Source organism: Streptomyces sp. CMB-StM0423 (genome assembly GCF_002847285.1).
Classification (GTDB): domain Bacteria; phylum Actinomycetota; class Actinomycetes; order Streptomycetales; family Streptomycetaceae; genus Streptomyces.
The window spans coordinates 2042204-2065471 of sequence record NZ_CP025407.1 but is presented as its reverse complement, the minus strand read 5'-3'; the positions used below and the strand labels follow the sequence as shown (position 1 = coordinate 2065471).

Genomic DNA, 23268 nt, shown 5'->3' with positions numbered 1-23268 from the left:
CGCGCGGTCCCCGCACACGCCGCCCCCGGTCGCCTCCCCCGTCGGCCGGGGGCGGTCCCGCGCGCGCGGTCCCGGGCTGTGGTCGTATGGATGGCGTATGAAGAGGATGAGCTTCTTCGCCGCCGTCGTCGTGGCCGCCATCGGGTGCACCCTCGCCGCGACGCTGGTGTCGGGCGCCTGGTGGCCGGCCGCGGGCGTGCTGCTGGCGCTCGCGGGGCTCGGCGTGTGGGACGTGCTCCAGCGCCGCCACTCCGTGCTGCGGAACTACCCGCTGGTGGGCCATCTGCGCTTCCTGCTGGAGAAGCTCCGCCCCGAGATGCAGCAGTACTTCATCGAGCGGAACTTCGACGGCCGCCCCTTCGACCGCAACGTGCGCAGCATCGTCTACGCGCGCGCCAAGGGCACCGACGCCGAGGAGCCCTTCGGTACGGAGCGTGACGTGGAGGCCCCCGGCTACCAGTTCCTCGTGCACTCCATGGCTCCGGTGACGATGCCCACGACCCCGCCGCGGGTCCGCGTCGGCGGACCCGACTGCACCAGGCCGTACGACATGGCGCTGCTGAACGTCTCCGCGATGAGCTTCGGCGCGATCTCCTCCCACGCCGTCCTCGCGCTCAACGGCGGCGCCGCACGCGGCGGCTTCGCGCACGACACCGGCGAGGGCGGCATCTCCGAGTTCCATCTGCGGCCCGGCGGCGACCTGGTGTGGGAGATCGGCACCGCCTACTTCGGCTGCCGTACCGCCGACGGCGACTTCGACGCCCGGCAGTTCGCCGACAAGGCCGCCGACGACCGGGTCAAGTGCGTGTCGCTGAAGCTGTCCCAGGGCGCCAAGCCCGGCATCGGCGGGCTGCTGCCCGGTGCCAAGGTCGACGCCAGGATCGCCCGTACCCGCGGCGTGCCCCAGGGCGAGACCGTGGTCTCGCCGCCGTACCACCGGGTCTTCTCCACCCCGCGCGAGCTGGTGCGGTTCGTCGCCCGGATGCGGGAGCTGGCCGGCGGCAAGCCGGCCGGGATCAAGCTGTGCGTGGGCTCGCGGGTGCAGTTGCTCGCGGTCTGCAAGGCGATGCTCGCCGAGGGCACCGCGCCCGACTTCATCCTGGTCGACGGTTCGGAAGGCGGTACGGGGGCGGGGCCGCTGGAGTTCGCCGACAACATCGGCGCCCCGCTCACCCAGGGACTGGCGGCCGTGCACGGCGCCCTCATCGGCACCGGGCTGCGGGACCGTATCCGCATCGGCGCCGCGGGCAAGGTCGCCACCGGCTCCGACATCGTCAAGCGGCTCATCCAGGGCGCGGACTACACGAACTCGGCCCGCGCGATGATGTTCGCCCTCGGCTGCCTGCAGACCCAGCGCTGCCACACCAACACCTGCCCGGTCGGCGTGACCACACAGGACCCGCGGCGGGTGCAGTCGCTGGACGTGGCCGACAAGACGGTGCGCGTGGAGCGCTTCCAGCGCGCCACGGTGCAGAGCGCCCTGGAGATCATGTCGGCGATGGGCGTGGACGACCCGGCCCAACTGCGCCGGCACCAACTGCGCGTCCGCATCGAGCCCCGCGCCGTCCGCCGCGACGACCGGCCGCTGCCGCCGCCGGCGCCCGGGCAGCTCCTGGCCGAGCCGCCGCGGGCCTGGGCCGCCGACTGGGCGGCGGCCGACCCGGACCGCTTCACGGTCTGACGTCCGCCCCCGCGCGCTCTCCCGGCAGCCGCCGGCGCCCGCCCCGCGTTACCGTCGTGACATGCGGATCCTCGCCGTGGTCTGGGACATCGACGACACGATCTTCGACCACTCCGGCGCCGAGCGGCGCGCCGCGCTGGAGTACCTGACCGCGCGCGGGCTGCTGGGCCGGTACGCCTCGCCGGAGGCCGCCGCGGAGCACTGGCACGCGGTCTCCGAGGAGTACGTGGACCGCTACCTCGCCGGGGAGTTCACCTTCCTGGCCCAGCGCCGCGAACGGGCCCGGGCGCTCGCCGGCCGGCCGCTGACCGACGCCGAGGCCGACGTCTGGATGGCCGGCTACCTGGCCGCGTACCGGCGGCACTGGCGGGTCTTCCCCGACGTCGTACCGGCACTCGACGGCCTCACCCCGGCCCGCAGGCACGGCCTGCTGTCCAACAACAGCGCCCCGCACCAGGAGGAGAAGCTCCGTGCCATCGGCGTGCACGACCGCTTCGAGGCCCTGGTGTGCTCCGAGGAGCTCGGCATCGCCAAGCCCGCTGCCGGCGCGTTCCACGCCGCCTGCGCCGCCCTCGGACTGCCGCCGGAGCGCGTCGCGTACGTCGGCGACCGGCCCGACACCGACGCGGCGGGCGCGGACGCGGCGGGGCTGACGGGGATCTGGCTGGACCGCCCGGGCGCGGCGCGGGCGGCCGGGAGCGCGGCCCCGGCCGTGCGCCGTATCACCTCGCCCGGCCAGCTCGGGCCGCTCCTCGGCACCCTGGAACCGTAACAATCACCGCAGGTCGGCGGGGGTGCCGTCTCAGATAGTAGGAAGCCCGAGTATATGGCGAGACAAGAACGCTTTGACGTCCTACTTTTGTAGGAGCCGAACGCTCGCCGAACAGCGACGGTGGTCGAGGTCTGGCGCCTCACGCAGGTCACCCCTGCGGCGCCGCTCCCGCCCCAGCGGCGTCCCCAGGTCTTCCCAGCGCCCCAGAGGAGCTGCCCCATGGCTGCCACCACCACGGTCCGCCGCGCCCGTCACTCCGCTCGCACCGCGCAGAGCCAGGACTCCGCGATCGCCCGGAAGAACGCCGCCGCCGCGCTGCAGCGGGCGTTCGACCGCCGCGACAACGGCGGCGCGACCGGCCACTGAGCCGCCGCCCCGCCACGGCTACCGCCCGGCTGCGCCACTCCCGTACCCGGCCCGCCGCGCCACCGCCCCCGGGCCCCGGCCCGCGCACGGCGGCCGCTCAGCGGCCCCGTACCAGCTCGAACCGGTCGATCCGCCTGCCGTCCTCGGCGTACGCGGCGACCCGCAGCGCGGGCGAGGTGCCGGGACGGGACTCCACCGCCAGGAACGAGTAGCCGGTGTAGCGCACCCGCGACCACTCCACGTCCTCCGGCGCCTTCTCGCCGTCGCGCGTCCAGGCGAAGGTGTGCACCACGTCGCGGTCGCGGCGGCGGCCCTCGTAGCTGTCCGGTGCGGTGAAGTCGTAGAGCTTGCGCCCGCCGCCGCCCGCGGTGACGTAGACCGCGCCGTCCCGCTCGGGATCCGCGGAGCCGCCGATCGGCAGCGGGCGGGTCAGAGCCCCGGCGCGCAGCGCGTCGGTGCGCTCGTAGACGTGGTTGTGGCCGTTGATCACCAGATCCACCCGGTGCTTGTCGAAGAGCGGTGTGAAGTGCCCGCGCACCCCGCCGTCCGAGGCGTGCGTGCTGGTGGAGTACGCGCAGTGGTGGAAGAAGACCACGACGAAGTCGACGCCCTGCGCGCCGCGCAGCTCCCCGAGCCGCCGGTCGAGCCAGCGTGCCTGGGCGCCGTCGGTGTAGCCGAGGTTGGCCGGGATCTCGTACGACACGTCGTTGGCGTCCAGCGCCACGACGGCGACGTTGCCGTAGACGAAGGAGTACACGCCGGGCGCCTCGCGCGGGTCGAAGCCGTTGCCCGGCAGCGTCCAGCGGGCGCGCTGGCCGCCGTAGCCGTCGGGGGAGTACCACGCCTCCATGTCGTGGTTGCCCATCGCCGGCATCCACGGGACCCGTGAGGACACCGGGTCGATCTGCCGCATGAAGCGGTCCCACACCCGGGCGTCGTAGTGGTCGCTCTCCAGGCCGCGCCCGGAGTCCTCGGCGTAGCAGATGTCGCCGGCGTGCAGATGGAAGGCCGGCGGCCCGCCGGGCAGGTCGCGGATGCCCCGGGTGGTGGCGCGGGCCGCGGATCCCGTGCCCTGGTCCCCGAAGGCGGTGAAGACGAAGCGCCGGGGCCCGGCGGGTGCGGTACGGAACGTCGCGAGGTGCCCGGCGGCGTCGCGGGAGGCCGGGTCGAACCCGTCGTGGCCGAGGCCGTAGACGTACGCCGTGCCGGGCGCGAGGCCGTCGAGCGAGGCGTGCACGTAGTGCTGCTCCAGCGCCGGCAGGCCGCTGAGCGCCGGGGTCTTCAGCGGCCGGATCTCCGCCTCGACGCGTCCGCCGAGGTCGCCGTCCTCGGTGCCGAAGCGCACGTACGGCCGGCGCACGGGCAGCGGGAGCTGCCAGCCCACCCGCATCTGGCTGCGCGGGTCGGCGCCGAACGCCAGATGCCGGCCGAACGCCGCCGCACCGGTGGGCGCGGGGCTGACGGAGTCCGCCGAGGAGTCGTCCGTACGCCCGGGACCGCCGCTCTCGCTGCACCCGGCGAGCAGCAGCCCGCCCGCCAGCCCGCCGGCGCCCGTGACGACGCGTCGCCGGGAGAGTGCGCGGCGCAGGTACTCGTGCTGTTCGGCCATGCTCATGCTGCGGGCGAGCCGCGGGGGGATGCCGAAGCCGGGGGTCTCCATATGTCCGAGCATTCCCTCTCGTTGCCGACGCACCGGAGAACCGCGGCCGTCGGCGTGGTGAACGCCCGCGGTATGTCCACATCCCGGACGGCGGTGTCATCCCGCAAGACGTAGCGCGTAGGCTCCCCCGCATGTCTCGCAGCATTCGTCTCGCGTCCATTCCCGGCGACGGCATCGGCCCCGAGGTCGTGGCCCAGGGCCTGAAAGTGCTCTCCGCCGTCCTGCCGCAGGACGTGAAGCTGGAGACCGAGAGCTACGATCTGGGCGCCCGGCGCTGGCATGCCACGGGCGAGACCCTGCCGGACGCGGAGCTGGCGGCCCTCAAGGACTACGACGCGATCCTGCTCGGCGCCATCGGTGACCCCTCGGTGCCGTCCGGCGTGCTGGAGCGCGGGCTGCTGCTGAAGCTGCGCTTCGCCTTCGACCACTACGTGAACCTGCGCCCGTCGAAGCTCTTCCCGGGCACCGAGACCCCGCTCGCCGGCCGCCCCGCCATCGACTTCGTCGTCGTCCGCGAGGGCACCGAGGGCCCGTACACCGGCAACGGCGGCAGCCTGCGCACCGGCACCCCGGCCGAGGTCGCCACCGAGGTCAGCGTCAACACCGCGTACGGCGTGGAGCGCGTGGTCCGGGACGCGTTCGAGCGCGCCCGGGCCCGCCCGCGCCGGAAGCTGACGCTCGTGCACAAGAACAACGTGCTCGTCTACGCCGGCCACCTGTGGAAGAACACCTTCGACCGGGTCGGCGCCGAGTACCCCGACGTCACCACGGACTACCTGCACGTCGACGCCGCGACGATCTTCCTCACCACCCGGCCCGAGCGGTTCGACGTGATCGTCACCGACAACCTCTTCGGCGACATCCTCACCGACCTCGCCGCCGCCATCAGCGGCGGTATCGGCCTCGCCGCCTCCGGGAACATCAACCCGACCGGCGCCTTCCCGTCGATGTTCGAGCCGGTCCACGGCTCCGCGCCGGACATCGCCGGCACCGGCAAGGCCGACCCGACGGCCACGGTGCTGTCGGTCGCCCTGCTGCTGCGCCACCTCGGCTACGCCGCGCAGGCCGCCCGCGTCGAGGAGGCCGTCGAGGCCGACCTCGCCGCGCGGGGCACCGCGGCGCGCAGCACGGACGAGATCGGCGACGCGCTCGCCGCCCGAGTATCCGGCTGACCGCCGGGACCACACACGCTCGCCGCGGCCGGCCCGGCCGGTCAGGTTTCTCGTTACGGCCGACCGGCGCTGCCCTCCGGGCGGCGCCGGTGCGACGATGACCCTTCGGGCCGCGTACCACCGCCACGCTTGCCGCTGCCCGCGCCCCCGTCATAATCGACAGGGGGCCGCGGCACGGGGTAATGCTCGGACGTCCTAGTACCTTCGGGTGCGAGGACCTCGGTACGGGACGCGGTCCGCCACCCACCGAACGGTGAAGGACACGAATCTCATGACCACCATCGAGCTCAAGCCGTCCGCGCACCCGCTGTCCGACGCGGAGCGCGAGGCGATCCTGACCAACCCCGGCTTCGGCAAGCACTTCACCGACCACATGGTCACGATCAAGTGGACCGAAGGCCGCGGCTGGCACGACGCGCAGCTCCAGCCGTACGCCCCGCTCACCCTCGACCCGGCGACGATGGCGCTGCACTACGGGCAGTCCATCTTCGAGGGGCTGAAGGCGTACCGGCAGCCGGACGGCAGCGTCCGCACCTTCCGTCCCGACGCCAACGCGCGCCGCTTCCAGCTCTCCGCGCGCCGGCTGGCGATGCCGGAGCTTCCCGTCGAGACCTTCGTGGCGGCCATCGACGCGCTGGTGCGCCAGGACAAGGCGTGGGTGCCGGGCACCGGCGAGGAGTCGCTCTACCTGCGCCCGTTCATGTTCGCCACCGAGGTCGGCCTCGGCGTGAACTCCCCGGCGCACGAGTACCTGTTCATGGTGCTGGCCTCGCCGGCCGGCGCGTACTTCACGGGCGGCATCAAGCCGGTGTCGGTCTGGCTCACCGAGGAGTACGTGCGCGCCGCGCCCGGCGGCACCGGCGAGGCCAAGTGCGCGGGCAACTACGCGGGCGCGATGGCCGCGACCCTCCAGGCCGTGCAGCAGGGCTGCGACCAGGTGGTGTGGCTGGACGCGGTGGAGCGCCGGTGGATCGAGGAGATGGGCGGGATGAACCTGTACTTCGTGCGGGGCGAGGGCCCCGGGGCGGAGGTGGTCACGCCCGAGCTGACCGGCACGCTGCTGCCGGGCATCACCCGCGACTCGCTGCTGACCATCGCCGCCGACCTCGGCTACCGCACCGGCGAGGTGCGGATCTCCAAGGAGGAGTGGCAGGCCGGCTGCCTGGACGGCACGATCTCGGAGACCTTCGCGTGCGGCACGGCGGCGGTCATCACGCCGGTGGGGCACGCCAAGTCGAGCACGGCGGAGTGGACCGTCGCCGACGGGGCGATGGGGCCGGTCACGGCGCGGCTGCGCAAGGCGCTGGTCGACGTGCAGACGGGGCAGGCGCCGGACCCGCACGGGTGGATGCATGAGCTGGGCTGAGGCAGGGGCTCGCCGAGGTGCGGGCCGGGCTCGGTTGCGGTCCGGCTGACGCCGGGGTACGGGGCCGGCGGCTCCGTACCGCGGCGCCGGGGGCCGCCGCCGGGCTGCGGCGGCGGCCCCCTTCGTGCCGTGTGGTGCTGCCGGTGCGTCAGTAGACGCTCACGCCGTACACGCTGAGCGCCTCGGTGACCGGCTGGTGGATGGCGGAGCCGTTGGTGCCGGTGCAGCCCGAGCTGCCGGAGTGGATGCCGTACGCGACGTTGCCCGAGAAGTGGGCGCCGCCGCTGTCGCCGCCGGCGGAGCAGGCGGTGGTGCGGACCATGTTGTAGACGGGGCCGTCGCTGTAGTTGACGGTCACGTTCACCGCGGTCACGGTGCCGCTGGTGACCTGGGTGGTGGAGCCGCTCTTCTGGATGGCCTGGCCGACGACGGCGTTGGCGGCGCTGGAGATGTCCCGGGTGCTGCCGTTGTAGAGGTTCACGGTGCCCGCGGGGGAGGAGCCGTCGGTGTAGCGGACGATGCCGTAGTCGTTGGTCGGGAAGCTGGTGCCCTCGCGGGTGCCGATGGCCGCGCCGCCGCTGGTGGCCGACCAGGAGGCGCCGGCGTTGGTGCAGTGTCCTGCGGTGACGAAGTAGCGGGCGTTGTTCTTGGTCACGTTGAACGCCGCGGAGCAGCGGTAGCCGCCGCCGTAGATCGCGTCGCCGCCGAGGACCTCCTTCTTGAACGCCCCGGGTATCCGCTCCACCCGGGCCGCGCCGTCGAGGCTCTTCGCGACGCGCTTCAGCTTCGCGTACTCGGCGGCCGAGACGGTGGAGTCGGCCTGCACGGCTATCTGGTTGGTGGCCGGATCGACACCCCAGGAGGTGCCGGTGATCTTCGCCCGGTCCTCGAAGGCGCCCATCGCGGAGCGCAGTTCCGCGGCGCTGTGCTCGACCAGCTCGGCGCGGGCGCCGGCGGCGCGGGCCTCGGCGGCGGCGGCCCTGTCGGTGACCGTCACGACCAGCTCGCCGGTGCCGGCGTCCAGGTAGGTGCCGGCGCTGTCGCCGCCGAGGGTGCGGGTGACGTCGGCGTCGAGCGCGAGGGTGGCGGCGTCGGCCTGCACCCCCTGCCCGGGACGGTCGGCCGGCGGGGGCGCCGCGGCGGCCGTGGAGCCGAGTGCGGCGGTGCCGAGGAGGAGAAGGGCGGCGAGGGTGCCGCCCAGACGCGCGGACTTCTGGGGTCTCATGCGGTGGTTCTCCTTTGTGTGAACCATGTGGGGGTTGTGGGAGGTGCCGTACCGACTGGCCGGGGACCAAATTGGCACGCGCATGTCATCCACACAAGACCGCAATTGCGCCCTGACCTCCCCGTACGAAACGTGGGCACTCTGCCCGTATTGTGAGACAGGTCTCCAGACCGGGCGGAGTGTGTGCCACACTGCCCGACGTGACCTCGTCTGCCGTCATGATTATTGGCAACAGGCGCGCCGGTCCGCGCTGACCCGTACCGCGATCCGCATGCGGTGCTGGCTCACCGCGTCCCAGACCCGCGCGCAGACCTCTCGCGACCCGCGAGGGGTCTTTTCCATTTCCGGGACCGGAGAGCACACCATCCCGACAGGAGCACTTCGATGAGCACAGAGCCTGCCGCCCCCGAGGCCCCCGACGACGCGTTCCACGTCTTCGACACCACGCTGCGCGACGGCGCGCAGCGCGAGGGCATCAGCCTGACCGTCGCGGACAAGCTGGCCATCGCCCGGCACCTCGACGACTTCGGCGTGGGCTTCATCGAGGGCGGCTGGCCCGGCGCGGTGCCCCGGGACACGGAGTTCTTCCGCCGCGTCCGCGACGAGGTCGACTTCCGGCACGCGCAGCTCGTCGCCTTCGGCGCCACCCGCAAGGCGGGCGTACGGGTCGAGGACGACCCCCAGGTCCTCGCGCTGCTGGAGTCGAAGGCCCCCGTCGTCACCCTGGTCGCCAAGGCGCACGACCGGCACGTGGAGCTGGCGCTGCGCACCACGCTCGCCGAGAACCTGGCGATGATCCGCGACACGGTCGCGTTCCTGCGCGGGCACGGCCGCCGGGTCTTCGTGGACTGCGAGCACTTCTTCGACGGCCACCGGGCCAATGCCGCGTACGCCAAGCAGGTCGTCGCCGCCGCGCACGAGGCGGGCGCGGACGTCGTCGTACTCTGCGACACCAACGGCGGCATGCTCCCCGGCCAGGTGCGCGAGACCGTCGCCGAGGTGCTGGCCGCCACCGGCGCGCGGCTGGGCATGCACGCCCAGGACGACTCCGGCTGCGCCGTGGCCAACACCCTGGCCGCCGTCGACGGGGGCGCCACCCACGTGCAGTGCACCGCCAACGGCTACGGCGAGCGCGTCGGCAACGCCAACCTCTTCCCGGTGGTGGCCGCGCTGGAGCTGAAGTACGACATGCGGGTGCTGCCTGCCGGCAAGCTGGCGGAGATGACCCGGATCTCGCACGCCGTCGCCGAGGTCGTCAACATCGCGCCCGCCACCCACCAGCCGTACGTGGGCGTCTCGGCCTTCGCCCACAAGGCCGGCCTGCACGCCTCCGCCATCAAGGTCGACCCCGACCTCTACCAGCACATCGACCCCGAGCTGGTCGGCAACCGGCTGCGCATGCTGGTCTCCGACATGGCGGGGCGGGCGTCCATCGAGCTGAAGGGCAAGGACCTCGGCCTCGACCTCGGCGACGACCGCGAGCTGCTGAGCCGGGTGGTCGAGCGGGTCAAGGAGAACGAGCACCGCGGGCTGACGTACGAGGCCGCCGACGCCTCCTTCGAGCTGCTGCTCCGCGAGGAGCTGCAGTTGCGGGAGTCCGGCCGGACGCGGCGCTACTTCCGCACCGAGTCCTGGCGGGCCATCGTCGAGGACCGGCCGGACGGCACCCACGCCAACGAGGCCACGGTCAAGCTGTGGGCGAAGGGCGAGCGGGCCGTCGTCACGGCGGAGGGCAAAGGCCCGGTCCATGCGCTGGACCGGGCCCTGCGGGTGGCGCTGGAGCGGATCTACCCCCAGCTCGCCGACTTCGAGCTGATCGACTACAAGGTGCGGATCCTGGAGGGGACCCACGGCACCGCGTCGACGACGCGGGTGCTCATCACCACGAGCGACGGCCACGGCGAGTGGGACACCGTCGGGGTCGCGGACAACGTCATCGCGGCGTCGTGGCAGGCGCTGGACGATGCGTTCGCCTACGGTCTGCTGCGGGCCGGAGTCGTGCCGCAGGAGTAGCACCGGGCGCCGGGGCGGCGCCGGAGCCCGCACCGGCGCTCTTCGCGCCCACGCCACCCTCCGCACGCGGACCCTCCGCACCGGCAGCCGCCACACCGCCGCTCTCCGCACCGCCGCCGGGCTGCCGCGGCCCGCCGGCCGTATGCGGCCGCAGCACCGCGACCGTCAGCACCGCCGCCGCGGCGACCAGCACCGCCCCGATGCCGAACGCGAGCTGGAAGCCGCCCGTCAGCGCCGCGTCCCGGCCCTCCCCGCCCGCGGCCAGCGACTCCGTGCGCCCCGCCGCCAGCGTGGTCAGCACCGCGACGCCCAGCGCGCCGCCCATCTGCTGCCCGGTGTTGAAGAGCCCCGACACCACCCCGGCGTCGTCCTCGCGCGCCCCGGACATGCCCAGCGCCGTCATCGCGGGCAGCACCAGCCCGCCGCCGCTGAGCAGCAGCATCGTCGGCAGCAGGTGGGCCGCGTAGCTCACCTCGGCCGGGTCCCGCGGGAGCCGGACGAGCAGCGCAAGACCGGCCGCGAGCAGCACCAGCCCGGCCAGCAGCACCGACCGCTCGCCGAACCGCGCCACCAGCCGGGCGGAGACGAGCAGCGAGGTGACGCCGATGGTGAGCGCGGCCGGCAGCATCGCGAGACCGGTCTCGGCGGCCCCGTAGCCCAGCACCTGCTGCATGTAGAGCGCCACGATGATCTGGAAGGCGAAGATCCCCGAGATCACGAGCAGTTGGACGGCGTTGGCGCCGGCGACGGCGCGCGAGCGGAACACGCGCAGCGGCAGCAGCGGCGCGGCGGCCCGGGCCTGGCGGAGCACGAAGCCGGCGAGCAGGGCCGCGGCGAGTGCGGCGGAGCCGAGGGTGCGGCCGGAGGCCCAGCCGTGGCTCCCGGTCTCGATGATGGTGTAGACGCCGAGCATCAGCCCGGAGGTGACCAGCAGCGCCCCGGCGACGTCGGCGCCCGCGGCCAGGCCGATGCCGCGGTCGCCCGGCAGCACGCGCAGCGCCAGCGCGGCGGTCGCCAGCCCGATGGGCACGTTGATGAAGAAGATCCAGTGCCAGCTCAGCGCGTCGGTGAGCAGGCCGCCGAGCACCTGGCCCAGCGAGGCGCCGACCGCGCCGGTGAACGCGAAGGCACCGATGGCCTTCGCCCGCTCCTTTGCATCGGTGAAGAGCGTGACGATCATGCCGAGCCCGACGGCCGAGGCAAGCGCTCCGCCGACGCCCTGCACGAAGCGCGCGGCGATCAGCATCCACGGCTCGGTCGCCGCGCCGCACAGCAGTGAGGCGGCGGTGAAGAGCGCGATGCCGGCGACGAACACCCGCTTGCGGCCGAGCAGGTCGCCGAGGCGGCCGGCGAGGAGGAGCAGCCCGCCGAAGGCGATCATGTAGGCGTTGACGGTCCAGGTCAGGTCGGCGGGGGAGAACCCCAGGTCCTGCTGGATGGCGGGCAGCGCGACGGTGACGATGCTGCCGTCGAGGACGATCATCAGCGCGCCGGTGCAGAGGATCGCGAGTGCGAACCAGCGGGATCGGTCCTGCGGTGCGTCGGTGGCGTTCATGCGGTCTCTCCTGATGCGTTGGGCAACAGGAGAGACCGTAGCAGATAGTTTTCTACGGGACTATCTCTTATCTAGTTTTCTTGTACGGACCTTCTCGCCGGCTACCGCCGGGCCTGCCGCGCCCGGCGAACCGGCTGGTCGGACGGGACGGGCTCGGCGAGCGGGCCGGCCATCAGGCCCTCCAGGGCGGCGACGAAGGCGTCCCGCTGCGCGGCCGGCAGCGCGTCGAGCACCTCCTGATGCACGCGGTCGACGACCTCCTGGCCGCGCGCCGCGACCTCCGCGCCGGCCTCGGTGACGTGGATGATGCGCGCTCTGCGGTCCGTGCTCGACGGCCGCCGCTCGGCGTACCCGGCCTTCTCCAGGCCGTCCACGGTCACGACCATCGTGGTCTTGTCCATCCGCGACAGCTCGGCGAGCTGCCCCTGGGTGCGCTCGGCCCCGAGCGCGTGGACGAGCACGCACTGCTCGCGCTGGAGCAGCCCGACCTCCGTCAGCGCGGCGGACAGCCGGGTGTTGAGCACGTGCGCGGTGTGCATCAGGATGCCGGTGACGTCCGGCACGGTACGGTCGGGCGCGCGGGATACGGGCATGGTGGTCATGGCTCCAGGCTAACAAGAAGGTCTGCTACGGAACCTTCTCGCGCGTCAACGATCTGTCCAACTGCTTGTCGAAGCCCTACAGCGCTGCTCGACGTGTCGTTGGCCGATCTCTGGCCCCGTCACCTGCACATAGTGCCGGGTGCTCATGATTTACCGGCCGACGTTGTAGGGAAATGACATAAGGTTCGATGCCCAAGTACCCGTACCGTCGTTTCATGACCACAGTGGACTACGCCCCCTCCGACGCGGCAGCGACGGCAGGCGCCGTCGAGAACGAGGCCCGGGGGCGGGCGGCCGAACTGCGCCGCATTCGCGAGCAGGCCCATGCGGGGCCGAGTGAGCGGGCGACCGCGGCGCAGAGGGCGAAGGGGAAGCTCACTGCGCGGGAGCGGATCGACCTGTTGCTGGATGAGGGGTCGTTCAATGAGGTGGAGCCGTTGCGGCGGCACCGGGCTTCGGGTTTCGGGCTGGAGGCGAAGCGGCCGTACACGGATGGTGTGATCACGGGTTGGGGGGCGGTGCACGGGCGGACGGTGTTCGTCTATGCGCATGACTTCCGGATCTTCGGTGGTGCGCTGGGTGAGGCGCATGCGGAGAAGATCCACAAGATCATGGACAAGGCGATTTCTGCGGGTGCGCCGCTGGTGTCGTTGAATGATGGTGCGGGTGCGCGTATTCAGGAGGGTGTCTCGGCGCTGGCCGGCTATGGGGGGATTTTCCAGCGCAACACCCGTGCGTCGGGTGTGATTCCGCAGATTTCGGTGATGCTGGGGCCGTGTGCGGGTGGTGCGGCCTATAGCCCGGCGCTGACGGATTTCGTGTTCATGGTGCGTGAGACGTCGCAGATGTTCATCACGGGTCCGGATGTGGTCAAGGCGGTGACGGGTGAGGAGATCACCCAGAACGGTCTGGGTGGTGCGGATGTGCATGCGGGGACTTCGGGGGTGTGTCACTTCGCGTATGACGACGAGGTGACGTGTCTGGAGGAGGTGCGGTACCTGCTGTCGATGCTGCCGCAGAACAACCGGGAGAACCCGCCGGGGGTCACTGCCGAGGATCCGGCGGACAGGTCCGGCGATGTGCTGCTGGATCTGGTGCCGGCGGATGGGAACCGGCCGTATGACATGCGCGGGGTGGTTGAGGAGCTCGTCGATGACGGTGAGTACCTTGAGGTGCATGAGCGCTGGGCGACGAATCTGATCTGTGCGCTCACCCGGCTGGACGGTCAGGTGGTGGGTATCGTCGCCAGCCAGCCGCAGTCCCTCGCGGGTGTGCTGGATATCGAGGCGTCCGAGAAGGGTGCCCGCTTTGTCCAGATGTGCGATGCTTTCAATATTCCGATCGTCACCTTGCTCGACGTCCCGGGCTTCCTGCCCGGGGTGGACCAGGAGCACGGCGGGATCATCAGGCACGGGGCGAAGCTGCTGTACGCGTACTGCAACGCCACCGTGCCGCGGATCTCGGTGGTGCTGCGGAAGGCGTACGGCGGCGCGTACATCGTGATGGACAGCCAGTCCATCGGCGCTGACCTGACGTATGCCTGGCCGACGAACGAGATCGCGGTGATGGGTGCGGAGGGCGCGGCGAACGTGATCTTCCGGCGCGACATCGCGGCCGCGGACGACCCCGACGCCAAGCGGGCGGACATGGTCAAGCAGTACAAGGCCGAGCTGATGCACCCGTACTACGCGGCCGAACGCGGCCTCGTCGACGACGTCATCGACCCCGCCGACACCCGCCGGGTGCTGATCCGCTCATTGGCCATGTTGCGTACGAAGCACGCGGACCTGCCGGCGCGCAAGCACGGCAACCCGCCGCAGTGACCCCGCCGCTTCCGCACGCCCCGCAGCCCGCAGCCGACCGCGCAGAACAGCCCAGGAGCACACACGTGACCACGCAGCACACCGAGAACCTCGTCCGCGTCGAGAAGGGCGAGGCCAGCGAGGAGGAGCTCGCCGCGCTCACCGCGGTGCTCCTCGCCCGCGCCGCCGCCCCGCAGCCGGCGCACGCCCGCCACGGCGGGCACGGCGGCTCCGCGGCCCGCTGGCGCCGGCTGGAGCGCCAGCACGGGTTCCGCGCCCCGCATAGCTGGCAGCGCTGACCGGGCCCCTGCCCGGCCCCGCACACACCGAAGGCCCCGCCGTAGGCGGGGCCTTCGCGCGTCGTCTGCGGCTGCGCCGCCTAGCCCTGCGGCTCCGCCGCCAGCCTGGCCAGCGCCGCGTCCACGCGCGCCAGCGTCCGCTCGCGGCCCAGCACCTCCAGGGACTCGAACAGCGGCAGCCCCACCGTCCGCCCCGTGACCGCGACCCGTACCGGCGCCTGCGCCTTGCCCAGCTTCAGGCCGTGCTCCTCGCCCGCGGCGAGCACGGCCTCCTTCAGCGGCTCCGCCGACCACTCGGCCGCCGCCAGCTTCGCGCGCGCCGTGCGCAGCAGGCCGGCCGCGCCCGGCTGCCCCGGCTGCCCCTTCTTCATGGCTTTGTCCCACGACTTCTCGTCGGACACCGGCTCGTCGAGGAAGAGGAAGTCGACGTTGGCCGTGATGTCGGACAGCACGGTCAGCCGCGTCTGCGCCAGCGGCGCCACCGCAGCGAAGGCGTCCGCGTCGAACGCCTCCGCCGGCCACGGCGCATGCGGCGCCCGCAGCCAGGGCGCGCAGCGCTCGGCGAAGTCCTTCACGTCGAGCATGCGGATGTGGTCCGCGTTGATGGCCTCGGCCTTCTTCAGGTCGAAGCGCGCGGGGTTGGGCACCACGTCGGTGATGTCGAAGGCCGCGACCAGTTCCTCGCGGGTGAAGACGTCCCGGTCGGCGGAGAGCGACCAGCCCAGCAGCGAGAGGTAGTTGATCAGCCCCTCGGGCAGGAAGCCGCGCTCGCGGTAGAGGTTGAGCGACGCCTGCGGGTCGCGCTTGGAGAGCTTCTTGTTGCCCTCGCCCATGACGTACGGCAGGTGGCCGAAGTCCGGCACCCGCTTGGCGACGCCGAGGTCGATCAGCGCGCGGTAGAGCGCGATCTGCCGCGGGGTGGAGGACAGCAGGTCCTCGCCGCGCAGCACGTGCGTGATCTCCATCAGCGCGTCGTCGACGGGGTTGACCAGGGTGTAGAGCGGGGCGCCGTTGGCGCGCACGATGCCGTAGTCCGTGACGTTCTCGGGTGCGAAGGTCAGCTCGCCGCGCACCAGGTCGGTGAAGGTGATCGTCTCGTCCGGCATCCGGAAGCGGACGATCGAGGCACGGCCCTCGGCCTCGTACGCGGCCACCTGCTCGGCGCTCAGGTCGCGGCAGTGCCCGTCGTACCCGGAGGGCCGCCCCGCGGCGCGCGCCGCCTCGCGGCGCTCCTCCAGCTCCGCCGCGGTGCAGTAGCAGCGGTAGGCGTGCCCGGCCTCCTGGAGCCGGCCGGCCACGTCGGCGTAGATGTCCATGCGCTGCGACTGCCGGTACGGCGCGTGCGGGCCGCCGGCCTCGGGGCCCTCGTCCCAGTCGATGCCGAGCCAGCGGAAGGAGTCGAGCAGTTGCTCGTACGACTCCTCGGAGTCGCGGGCCGCGTCGGTGTCCTCGATCCGGAAGACCAGCGAGCCGCCGGTGTGGCGGGCGTACGCCCAGTTGAACAGGGCGGTGCGCACCAGGCCCACATGGGGGTTGCCGGTGGGGGAGGGACAGAAGCGGACCCGCAGGGGGGCCGGGGGGGCTGCGCTAGCCACGCTTGATCACCTTGTTGGCGAGAGTGCCGATGCCTTCGATGGTGACGGCGACCTCGTCGCCGTCCTGGAGCGGGCCGACGCCCGCCGGGGTCCCGGTGAGGATGACGTCACCGGGCAGCAGCGTCATCGCCTCGGTGACGTGCACGATCAGCTCCGGGATCGAGCGGACCAGGTCCGTGGTGCTGCCGAGCTGGCGCTGGGCGCCGTTGACGGTGCACTGGATGGCGATGCCGTCGGCGATCCGGGCCGGGTCCAGCTCCGTCTCGACCCAGGGGCCGAGCGGGCAGGAGGTGTCGAAGCCCTTGGCCCTGGCCCACTGCTGCTCGCGCCGCTGGACGTCCCGCGCGGTCACGTCGTTCGCGCAGGTGTAGCCGAGGATCACTTCCTGGGCCCGCGCCAGCGGCACGTCGCGGCAGAGCCGGCCGATGACGACGGCCAGCTCCGCCTCGTGCTGCAGGTCCTCGGAGAAGGAGGGGTACGCGATGGGGTCGCCGGGCCCGATCACCGAGGTGGACGGCTTGAAGAAGGTGAGGGGCAACTCCGGCGGGCTCGACAAGGGGTGTCCCAGCTCCGCGGCGTGCTCGGCGTAGTTGCGGCCGATCGCGACGACCTTGTTGGGCAGGACGGGGGGCAGCAACCGCACCTTGTCCAGCGGGAGCTTGCGGCCCGACCGCTCGAACTCGGCGAAGGGATGGCCCTTGATCACATCGAGGGTGACCTCGCCCCGCGGGGCGCCGGCCCCGTCGAAGCCGTCGGAGCCTTCGACCACACCGAACGCGACGCTGCCGTCGACGGAGAACCTGGCGATACGCACGGGGCCCAGGTTATCGCTCCGCCACCGGGCGTCGCGCCGGGCGGGTCAGGCGCCGGACGGGAGATCCTCCAGCACGGTGCGGCGCGGGTTCGCGGTGCGCTCCGGCGGCTGGGCGGCCGGGGCCGCGGCGGCGATCCGGGCGGCGACCGTCTCGGGCGGCTCGGGAAGCAGCAGGTCCCCGGCGTCGTCGAGGTGGGCGAGGGTGGTGCGCCGCGGGTTGGCTATGGTGCGGAGGATCATGAGGGCTACGCGCGCCTTTACGTGCCGGGGCCCGCTGTCGGGCCGACGAGACCGAGCTTTACGGAATGATTCGCTGTGTCAAGGGAAGGGTAAGACGCCGCTATTCCCCGCGCTGCCGGGACCCATCCCGTACGGCATTGTGACTTTCCTCACCTCGTCGGGGACGAAAGCCAAATATCGTCGGCCCCGACGTCGGGCTGAAACGGGCCATCTCCCTACAGGGGCGACATTTCCCAACCGATGGGCCCGACCCGGGACACGGGCCCACGCCATGCACCTCGTAGGAAAATGTCCGTTATCCCCACCCGTCGCGTGAACCACATGTAATGTGGCCTGCACGGTGCGTAGTTGCGGTCGAGCTGTTACCCCCGGGCCTTGTTGGAGATCCCGGCACTGTGCTGGAATTCCACGGACCGTCGCTGGAGTGCAGTCGACGCAGAGGGCGCAACGGGGCGCCACGCGGGGGCTGTGCGGGGAGCGTGCGCCGGTTGGTTCACGGCGGGCGGGGGCCTAAGCTCCCGCACGACCAGACAACGCTCCGGTGCATGCGCCGGAGCCGGTCCTAGAGGTTGCGACGCTAGTGCAGGGACGATTGAAGACTGACGGCAGCGTTCCGGGCGAGCCTGAGGTGCGTGGGAAGACCGACCGCGCAGCCTCCCTTCGGTACGGCCAGAGCGCGAGCTCCTCGCCCGACCGGAACGCCGACCGCGGTGGCGCCCGAATACCCGCGCCCGAGGCCGGCGACTTCGCCAACATGCAGCAGCCCAAGGGCTCCAAGGGGCCGGGCTCCCGGATCCTGCTGCGCAACTGGCGCATCAGCACCAGACTTGTCTCGCTCCTCGCGCTCCCCGTGGTCGCTGCGACCACGCTGGGAGCTTTCCGCATCGAGGACTCCTGGCAGAACCTGCAGCAGCTCGAGAACATGAAGCTGCTGACGGACATGACGGAAGAGGCCACCGAACTCGCCGACATGCTCCAGCAGGAGCGCGACAAGTCGGCCGGCCTCATCGTCGACGGCAACCCGAAGCACCCGGACATCACCGACGCCCGCGACGAGACCGACAAGGCCCTGATCGCCTTCACCCGGTCCGCGGACGAGATCGACACCACCGACGACGAGGACCTCGCCGGGGTCAACAACTCGCTCACGAGCGTCATCGAGAAGCTCAACAAGATCAACAGCATTCGCAAGACGGCCTATTCCGACGACACCGGCGGCGCCGCCCAGACGGTCAAGGCGTACGGCGAACTCGTCGACTCCCTGGTCTCGCTCTCCCAGGACATGGCCCTGGCGACCAGCAACCCGGACATGATCGCCAAGACCCGGGCGCTGGCCACCTTCTCCTCCGCCAAGGAGTACGCGTCCGTCCAGCAGGCGATCATCAGCGCCGCCCTCGCCGAGGAGCCGCGCGACGAGTTCGCCGAGGCCGACCGGCTGGAAGCCGCCTCCGCCCAGGAGGCGGAGAGTTCCTCGCTCAAGCTCTTCGCCCACCTGTACTCGGGCCGGATCGGTCTGACGGATTTGATGCGCTCGCTGGACGGCGGCAACGCCTCCGTGCAGCAGGCCGACACGTTCGCCAAGAACCTGGTGAACAACCCGGACAGCATCAAGAACGCCGACATGAGCTACCGGCACTGGTACGAGCTGGACAGCGTCAAGATCGAAGAGATGAAGAAGATCGAGCAGCACCTGCTCCAGGAGATGGAGCAGACTGCGCGCGATCTGCGGTCCGAGGCCCAGAACGACGCGATCTTCAACGGCGTGCTGATCCTCCTGGTCCTGCTCATCTCGCTCGTCGGCGCCTTCGTCGTCGCCCGCTCCATGGTCCGCTCGCTGCGCCGGCTGCAGGACACCGCGCAGACCGTCGCCCAGAAGCGGCTGCCCGAGCTGGTCAAGCAGCTCTCCGACGCCGACCCGCAGGACGTCGACACCTCCGTCGAGACCGTGGGCATCCGCAGCCGGGACGAGATCGGCAAGGTGGCGTCCGCGTTCGACGACGTGCACCGCGAGGCGGTCCGGCTGGCCGCCGAGCAGGCGCTGCTGCGGGGCAACGTGAACGCGATGTTCACCAACCTCTCGCGCCGGAGCCAGGGCCTCATCCAGCGTCAGCTCTCACTCATATCCGAACTGGAGTCCCGCGAGGCGGACCCGGACCAGCTCGAGAACCTCTTCAAGCTCGACCACCTCGCGACCCGCATGCGCCGCAACGGCGAGAACCTCCTCGTCCTCGCGGGCGAGGAGCCGGGCCGCCGGTGGACCCGCCCGGTCCCGCTGGTCGACGTGCTGCGCGCCGCCGCCTCCGAGGTGGAGCAGTACGAGCGCATCGAACTCTCCGCCGTGCCCGCCACCCAGGTCGCCGGCCGCGTCGTCAACGACCTCGTGCACCTGCTGGCCGAGCTGCTGGAGAACGCCACGTCGTTCTCCTCGCCGCAGACCAAGGTCAAGGTCACGGGCCACGCACTGCCCGACGGCCGGGTGCTCGTGGAGATCCACGACACCGGCATCGGCCTGTCGCCCGAGGACCTCGGGGCGATCAACGAGCGGCTGGCCAACCCGCCCACGGTCGACGTCTCCGTCTCCCGCCGCATGGGCCTGTTCGTGGTCGGCCGGCTGTCCCTGCGGCACGGCATCCGCATCCAGTTGCGCCCCTCCGACTCCGGCGGCACCACCGCGCTGGTCATGCTCCCCGTCGACGTCACGCAGAACGGCGGCGGCGCGGGCGGCAAGCAGCCGGCGGGCGCCGCGGCCGGTGTGCCCGGCGCGGGCACCGCCGGCCCCGGCACCGGCGGCCCGGCGCGCGGCGGTGCCGCGGCCCGCGGGGGCGCGATGAGCAGGCTCGGCGCCGCGCAGCAGCGCGGCCAGGTGGGGGCGGGCGCCGGTTCCGGCAGGCCCGCGCTGCCCAGCCGCGACGTCGGCGGCTCGGGCGGGCCCGGCGGTACGGGCGGTCCCGGCGGCCCCGGCCAGCGGCCCGGGCTGCCCGGGCGCGAACCGGCAGGTGCCGGTTCGGCCTTCGGCCGCTCGCCCGGCTCCGGTACGGGCTCCGCCTTCCCGGGCGGTTCGGCCTTCGGTGCCGCACCGGGTGCGAACTCCAATTCGGGTAACGGCCTCGGCGCCGCGCCCAGCCGTCCCGGGCTGCCCGGCCGGCCGGGCGCCGACTCCGGTGCCCGCGAGCCCGCGGAGACCCAGCACACCGGCGCCGGGCCGCGCGACTCCGGCCGCGACCGGCACGAGGGCCCGCGGCAGCACGACGACGCCGACACCACGCAGTTCTCCCGCCCCGACGTCTCGGGTCCGCCGCCCGGCGGGGCCGCGGGGATCCCGGCGTTCGGCTCCGTGCCGCCGCCGCGCTCGCCGCAGTCGCCCGTACCCGGCGAGGCGGCATCGTACGGCGCCCAGCAGGACACCGGCGAGCACCCGGCGCCGCCGTTGCAGCGCCGCCCGCAGCCCGGTCCGGGCGACACCGGCGCGCACCCGGTGGCCCGCCCCGGCGCCGCCCCGCAGGACACGGGCGCCCATGCGCTGCCCCCGGCGGTCCCCGCGTCGTACGACACGGGCGAGCACCCGGTGGCGCGTCCGGGCCCCGGCGACACCGGCGAGTACGCGATGCCCGGCCAGCGTCCCGGTCCCGGTGACACGGGCGAGTACGCGGTCCCGGGTCAGCGTCCGGGCCCCGGTGACACCGGCGAGTACGCGATGCCCGGCCAGCGTCCCGGTCCCGGCGACACGGGCGAGTACGCCGTGCCCGGCCAGCGTCCCGGCCCCGGTGACACCGGTGAGTACGCGGTCCCCGGGCAGCGCCCGGCACCGCAGGACACCGGCGAGTACCCGGCGGCCGTACCGGCGCAGCGGGCCGGATCGCCCCTGGACGACGGCCTGCTCGACGGCGGCCCCGTACCCACCCGCGGCGACGAACCCACGCCGATCTTCGAGTCGATGGAGTCGAACTGGTTCCGCGAGAGCCGCGGCCGCGGGCAGACCCCCGTGGCCCCCACCGCCGCGCAGCCCCCGGCCGACGCGCCCACCGCCGCGCAGCCGGACCAGGACGCCGCGTCCGCACCCCCCGCTCCCGCGCCGCAGCCGGCCACGGCCACCCCCGCACCGGCCTGGCGCCCCTCTCCCAACGACGACCGCTGGCGCCGAGCCGAGCAGTTGCGTACCCCGCAGGCGGGCGGCGTCACCACGTCGGGGCTGCCGCGGCGGGTGCCGCGCGCCAACCTCGTGGCGGGCACCGCGCAGCAGTCCTCGAACGCCAGCGGGACCCAGGTCTCGCGCGCGCCCGACGATGTGCGCGGCAGGCTGCAGAGCCTGCGCCGGGGGATCCAGCGGGGCCGCCAGGCCGGCGGCACCGGTGAGACCCTCGGCGGCAACGGCTTTGGTCCCACCTATCAGCAGGAGCGTTAGTTGAGTCCATTGAGCCAGGCGGCGCAGAATCTGAACTGGTTGATCACCAATTTCGTGGACAACACCCCGGGGGTGTCGCACACGGTGGTGGTCTCCGCCGACGGACTGCTGCTGGCGATGTCCGATGGCTTTCCGCGGGACCGTGCCGACCAACTGGCGGCGGTGGCGTCAGGGCTGACATCGCTGACGGCCGGTGCCTCCCGCATTTTCGAAGGCGGCAGCGTGAACCAGACGGTGGTGGAGATGGAGCGCGGCTTCCTCTTCATCATGTCCGTTTCCGACGGTTCCTCGCTCGCCGTGCTGGCGCACCCGGAGTGCGATATCGGCCTGGTTGGTTACGAGATGGCGCTGCTGGTCGACCGGGCGGGCGCGGTGCTCACCCCCGATCTGCGCGCGGAACTGCAGGGCAGCCTGCTGAACTGAACGACGGTCGGCCGCCCGGCCGTCCGCTTTTATCAGACCTTCCCCATCGGCCATGTTCCCGCCCGGAGGATCCATGACCCCGCCACCCGCCTCACCCGACTCGTACGGTGGTGCCCAGCATCAGCCCTACGAAGGTGAAGGCGATCAGCCGCTGGTCCGGCCCTATGCCATGACCGGCGGCCGGACCCGGCCCCGTTATCAGCTCGCCATCGAGGCCCTGGTGAGCACGTCGGCCGACCCGATGCGGCTGCAGGGGCTGCTTCCTGAGCACCAGCGGATCTGCCACCTGTGCCGCGAGGTGAAATCGGTCGCCGAGGTCTCCGCGCTGCTGACCCTGCCGCTGGGCGTCGCGCGCATTCTGGTCGCCGACCTGGCCGAGGCCGGTCTCGTGGCCATTCACCAGCCCGGCGGCGGCACGGATGCCGACGGAACCCCCGATGTGACTTTGCTCGAAAGGGTGCTCAGTGGACTTCGCAAGCTCTAGTGGTGTGGCCGGTTCTTCTCCGGCTCGTGCGACCACGTCGGCGAAGATCGTGGTGGCGGGTGGTTTCGGGGTGGGGAAGACCACGTTCGTCGGTTCGGTGTCGGAGATCAATCCGTTGCGTACCGAGGCGGTGATGACGTCGGCGTCTGCGGGGATCGATGATCTGTCGCAGGTGTCGGGGAAGACCACGACGACGGTGGCGATGGATTTTGGTCGTATCACGTTGGATCAGGATTTGATCCTGTATCTGTTTGGGACGCCTGGTCAGGATCGTTTTTGGTTCATGTGGGACGATCTGGTGCGTGGTGCCATCGGTGCGGTGGTGTTGGTGGATACGCGGCGGTTGGCGGATTGTTTCCCTGCGGTGGATTATTTCGAGAACTCGGGGTTGCCGTTCGTGATCGCGTTGAACGGGTTCGACGGTCATCAGCCGTACTCGCCGGACGAGGTGCGTGAGGCGCTGCAGATCGGGCCGGAGACACCGATCCTGAGGACCGACGCCCGGCAGCGCTCCGAGTCCAAGTCGACCTTGATCACGCTGGTCGAGCACGCGCTGATGGCCCGGCTCCGCTGACCGCGCCGGCCGGCCGGGACCGCGCGCCGCGGCCGGAGACTTCGCCAGGGGCAGGTTGCACCGTACGGTGCAACCTGCCCCTGAGGCGTTGATAACGTTTGGAAGCAGATTGAGGGGGTGCGTTGCACAGGATGCAGGCGGTCGACTCCGTTCCGCTGATGCCGTGGTTGCGCTTTGTCGGTTGGCGCCGCTTACGCCCTATTTGACGGTGCCTACGTGATCG

At 72.1% G+C, this 23268-nt stretch carries 19 protein-coding genes; 12 read left to right on the top strand and 7 right to left on the bottom strand.

The window, feature by feature from the left end; translation table 11 throughout:
• Window positions 1–97: 97 nt before the first annotated feature.
• The 3 genes from CXR04_RS08630 to CXR04_RS35125 all read left to right on the top strand — a co-directional run bounded on the left by CXR04_RS08630 (window position 98) and on the right by CXR04_RS35125 (window position 2819).
• Window positions 98–1681, top strand: a complete 1584-nt coding sequence (locus tag CXR04_RS08630) for an FMN-binding glutamate synthase family protein (protein ID WP_101421266.1) — start codon at window positions 98–100, stop codon at window positions 1679–1681.
• Window positions 1682–1742: 61 nt separating this feature from the next.
• On the top strand, window positions 1743–2453 hold the full coding sequence (locus CXR04_RS08625; protein ID WP_101421265.1) for an HAD family hydrolase: 711 nt from the start codon (window positions 1743–1745) through the stop codon (window positions 2451–2453).
• Window positions 2454–2672: 219 nt separating this feature from the next.
• On the top strand, window positions 2673–2819 hold the full coding sequence (locus CXR04_RS35125) for a hypothetical protein (protein WP_164492587.1): 147 nt from the start codon (window positions 2673–2675) through the stop codon (window positions 2817–2819).
• A gap of 97 nt (window positions 2820–2916) precedes the next feature.
• On the opposite strand, the gene CXR04_RS08620 is transcribed toward CXR04_RS35125, so the two are convergent.
• Window positions 2917–4479: a purple acid phosphatase family protein gene (locus CXR04_RS08620; protein ID WP_101421264.1), complete on the bottom strand. Its 1563-nt coding sequence runs from the start codon at window positions 4477–4479 to the stop codon at window positions 2917–2919.
• Between the two features lie 131 nt (window positions 4480–4610).
• On the opposite strand from CXR04_RS08620, the gene CXR04_RS08615 reads away from it, so the two are divergent.
• Both CXR04_RS08615 and CXR04_RS08610 read left to right on the top strand, forming a co-directional pair.
• Window positions 4611–5651, top strand: a complete 1041-nt coding sequence (locus CXR04_RS08615; protein ID WP_101421263.1) for a 3-isopropylmalate dehydrogenase — start codon at window positions 4611–4613, stop codon at window positions 5649–5651.
• Between the two features lie 271 nt (window positions 5652–5922).
• Complete coding sequence (locus CXR04_RS08610) at window positions 5923–7017, top strand: branched-chain amino acid aminotransferase (RefSeq protein WP_101421262.1); 1095 nt, start codon at window positions 5923–5925, stop codon at window positions 7015–7017.
• 148 nt (window positions 7018–7165) lie between these two features.
• On the opposite strand, the gene CXR04_RS08605 is transcribed toward CXR04_RS08610, so the two are convergent.
• Window positions 7166–8242: a S1 family peptidase gene (locus tag CXR04_RS08605; RefSeq protein WP_101421261.1), complete on the bottom strand. Its 1077-nt coding sequence runs from the start codon at window positions 8240–8242 to the stop codon at window positions 7166–7168.
• A gap of 384 nt (window positions 8243–8626) precedes the next feature.
• Between CXR04_RS08605 and cimA the strand changes: the two genes are divergently transcribed.
• The gene (gene cimA, locus CXR04_RS08600; RefSeq protein WP_101421260.1) at window positions 8627–10255 is read left to right on the top strand and encodes a citramalate synthase; all 1629 of its coding nucleotides are present in this window, start codon (window positions 8627–8629) and stop codon (window positions 10253–10255) included.
• On the opposite strand, the gene CXR04_RS08595 is transcribed toward cimA, so the two are convergent.
• Window positions 10176–11810: an MFS transporter gene (locus CXR04_RS08595; RefSeq protein ID WP_101421259.1), complete on the bottom strand. Its 1635-nt coding sequence runs from the start codon at window positions 11808–11810 to the stop codon at window positions 10176–10178. The two genes, cimA and CXR04_RS08595, sit on opposite strands and share 80 nt — an antisense overlap.
• Before the next feature lie 101 nt (window positions 11811–11911).
• Complete coding sequence (locus CXR04_RS08590; RefSeq protein WP_101421258.1) at window positions 11912–12412, bottom strand: MarR family winged helix-turn-helix transcriptional regulator; 501 nt, start codon at window positions 12410–12412, stop codon at window positions 11912–11914.
• A gap of 215 nt (window positions 12413–12627) precedes the next feature.
• Between CXR04_RS08590 and CXR04_RS08585 the strand changes: the two genes are divergently transcribed.
• Window positions 12628–14235 (top strand): acyl-CoA carboxylase subunit beta, encoded by a 1608-nt coding sequence (locus CXR04_RS08585; protein ID WP_101426264.1) that lies wholly within the window; start codon window positions 12628–12630, stop codon window positions 14233–14235.
• 65 nt (window positions 14236–14300) lie between these two features.
• Window positions 14301–14513 carry an acyl-CoA carboxylase epsilon subunit gene (locus CXR04_RS08580; protein WP_101421257.1) on the top strand — a complete coding sequence of 71 codons (213 nt, stop codon included), beginning with the start codon at window positions 14301–14303 and terminating at the stop codon, window positions 14511–14513.
• A gap of 80 nt (window positions 14514–14593) precedes the next feature.
• On the opposite strand, the gene gltX is transcribed toward CXR04_RS08580, so the two are convergent.
• Genes gltX through CXR04_RS08565 form a run of 3 tightly spaced genes read right to left on the bottom strand, consistent with a single transcriptional unit; the run spans window position 14594 to window position 17162 of the window.
• Window positions 14594–16081 (bottom strand): glutamate--tRNA ligase, encoded by a 1488-nt coding sequence (gene gltX / locus CXR04_RS08575; RefSeq protein ID WP_101426263.1) that lies wholly within the window; start codon window positions 16079–16081, stop codon window positions 14594–14596.
• A gap of 19 nt (window positions 16082–16100) precedes the next feature.
• On the bottom strand, window positions 16101–16922 hold the full coding sequence (locus CXR04_RS08570) for a fumarylacetoacetate hydrolase family protein (protein ID WP_101421256.1): 822 nt from the start codon (window positions 16920–16922) through the stop codon (window positions 16101–16103).
• 45 nt (window positions 16923–16967) lie between these two features.
• A complete protein-coding gene (locus tag CXR04_RS08565; protein ID WP_101421255.1) occupies window positions 16968–17162 on the bottom strand; it encodes a hypothetical protein in 195 nt (64 codons plus the stop codon).
• A gap of 628 nt (window positions 17163–17790) precedes the next feature.
• Here CXR04_RS08565 and CXR04_RS08560 point away from each other — a divergent pair.
• The 4 genes from CXR04_RS08560 to CXR04_RS08545 all read left to right on the top strand — a co-directional run bounded on the left by CXR04_RS08560 (window position 17791) and on the right by CXR04_RS08545 (window position 23045).
• Window positions 17791–21564, top strand: a complete 3774-nt coding sequence (locus tag CXR04_RS08560) for a sensor histidine kinase (protein ID WP_101421254.1) — start codon at window positions 17791–17793, stop codon at window positions 21562–21564.
• Complete coding sequence (locus tag CXR04_RS08555) at window positions 21565–21987, top strand: roadblock/LC7 domain-containing protein (RefSeq protein ID WP_101421253.1); 423 nt, start codon at window positions 21565–21567, stop codon at window positions 21985–21987. It abuts the gene before it with no gap.
• A gap of 73 nt (window positions 21988–22060) precedes the next feature.
• The gene (locus tag CXR04_RS08550; RefSeq protein WP_026276533.1) at window positions 22061–22471 is read left to right on the top strand and encodes a DUF742 domain-containing protein; all 411 of its coding nucleotides are present in this window, start codon (window positions 22061–22063) and stop codon (window positions 22469–22471) included.
• Window positions 22452–23045: a GTP-binding protein gene (locus tag CXR04_RS08545; RefSeq protein WP_101421250.1), complete on the top strand. Its 594-nt coding sequence runs from the start codon at window positions 22452–22454 to the stop codon at window positions 23043–23045. Before CXR04_RS08550 ends, CXR04_RS08545 begins: the two co-directional genes overlap by 20 nt.
• Window positions 23046–23268 lie beyond the last annotated feature (223 nt).

Excerpts from the sequence above, each read along its gene's own strand:
- CXR04_RS08630 (WP_101421266.1), top strand. The coding sequence starts at position 98 with ATGAAGAGGATGAGCTTCTTCGCCGCCGTCGTCGTGGCCGCCATCGGG.
- CXR04_RS08625 (WP_101421265.1), top strand. The coding sequence starts at position 1,743 with ATGCGGATCCTCGCCGTGGTCTGGGACATCGACGACACGATCTTCGAC.
- CXR04_RS35125 (WP_164492587.1), top strand. The coding sequence starts at position 2,673 with ATGGCTGCCACCACCACGGTCCGCCGCGCCCGTCACTCCGCTCGCACC.
- CXR04_RS08620 (WP_101421264.1), bottom strand. The coding sequence starts at position 4,479 with ATGGAGACCCCCGGCTTCGGCATCCCCCCGCGGCTCGCCCGCAGCATG.
- CXR04_RS08615 (WP_101421263.1), top strand. The coding sequence starts at position 4,611 with ATGTCTCGCAGCATTCGTCTCGCGTCCATTCCCGGCGACGGCATCGGC.
- CXR04_RS08610 (WP_101421262.1), top strand. The coding sequence starts at position 5,923 with ATGACCACCATCGAGCTCAAGCCGTCCGCGCACCCGCTGTCCGACGCG.
- CXR04_RS08605 (WP_101421261.1), bottom strand. The coding sequence starts at position 8,242 with ATGAGACCCCAGAAGTCCGCGCGTCTGGGCGGCACCCTCGCCGCCCTT.
- cimA (WP_101421260.1), top strand. The coding sequence starts at position 8,627 with ATGAGCACAGAGCCTGCCGCCCCCGAGGCCCCCGACGACGCGTTCCAC.
- CXR04_RS08595 (WP_101421259.1), bottom strand. The coding sequence starts at position 11,810 with ATGAACGCCACCGACGCACCGCAGGACCGATCCCGCTGGTTCGCACTC.
- CXR04_RS08590 (WP_101421258.1), bottom strand. The coding sequence starts at position 12,412 with ATGACCACCATGCCCGTATCCCGCGCGCCCGACCGTACCGTGCCGGAC.
- CXR04_RS08585 (WP_101426264.1), top strand. The coding sequence starts at position 12,628 with ATGACCACAGTGGACTACGCCCCCTCCGACGCGGCAGCGACGGCAGGC.
- CXR04_RS08565 (WP_101421255.1), bottom strand. The coding sequence starts at position 17,162 with ATGATCCTCCGCACCATAGCCAACCCGCGGCGCACCACCCTCGCCCAC.
- CXR04_RS08550 (WP_026276533.1), top strand. The coding sequence starts at position 22,061 with ATGACCCCGCCACCCGCCTCACCCGACTCGTACGGTGGTGCCCAGCAT.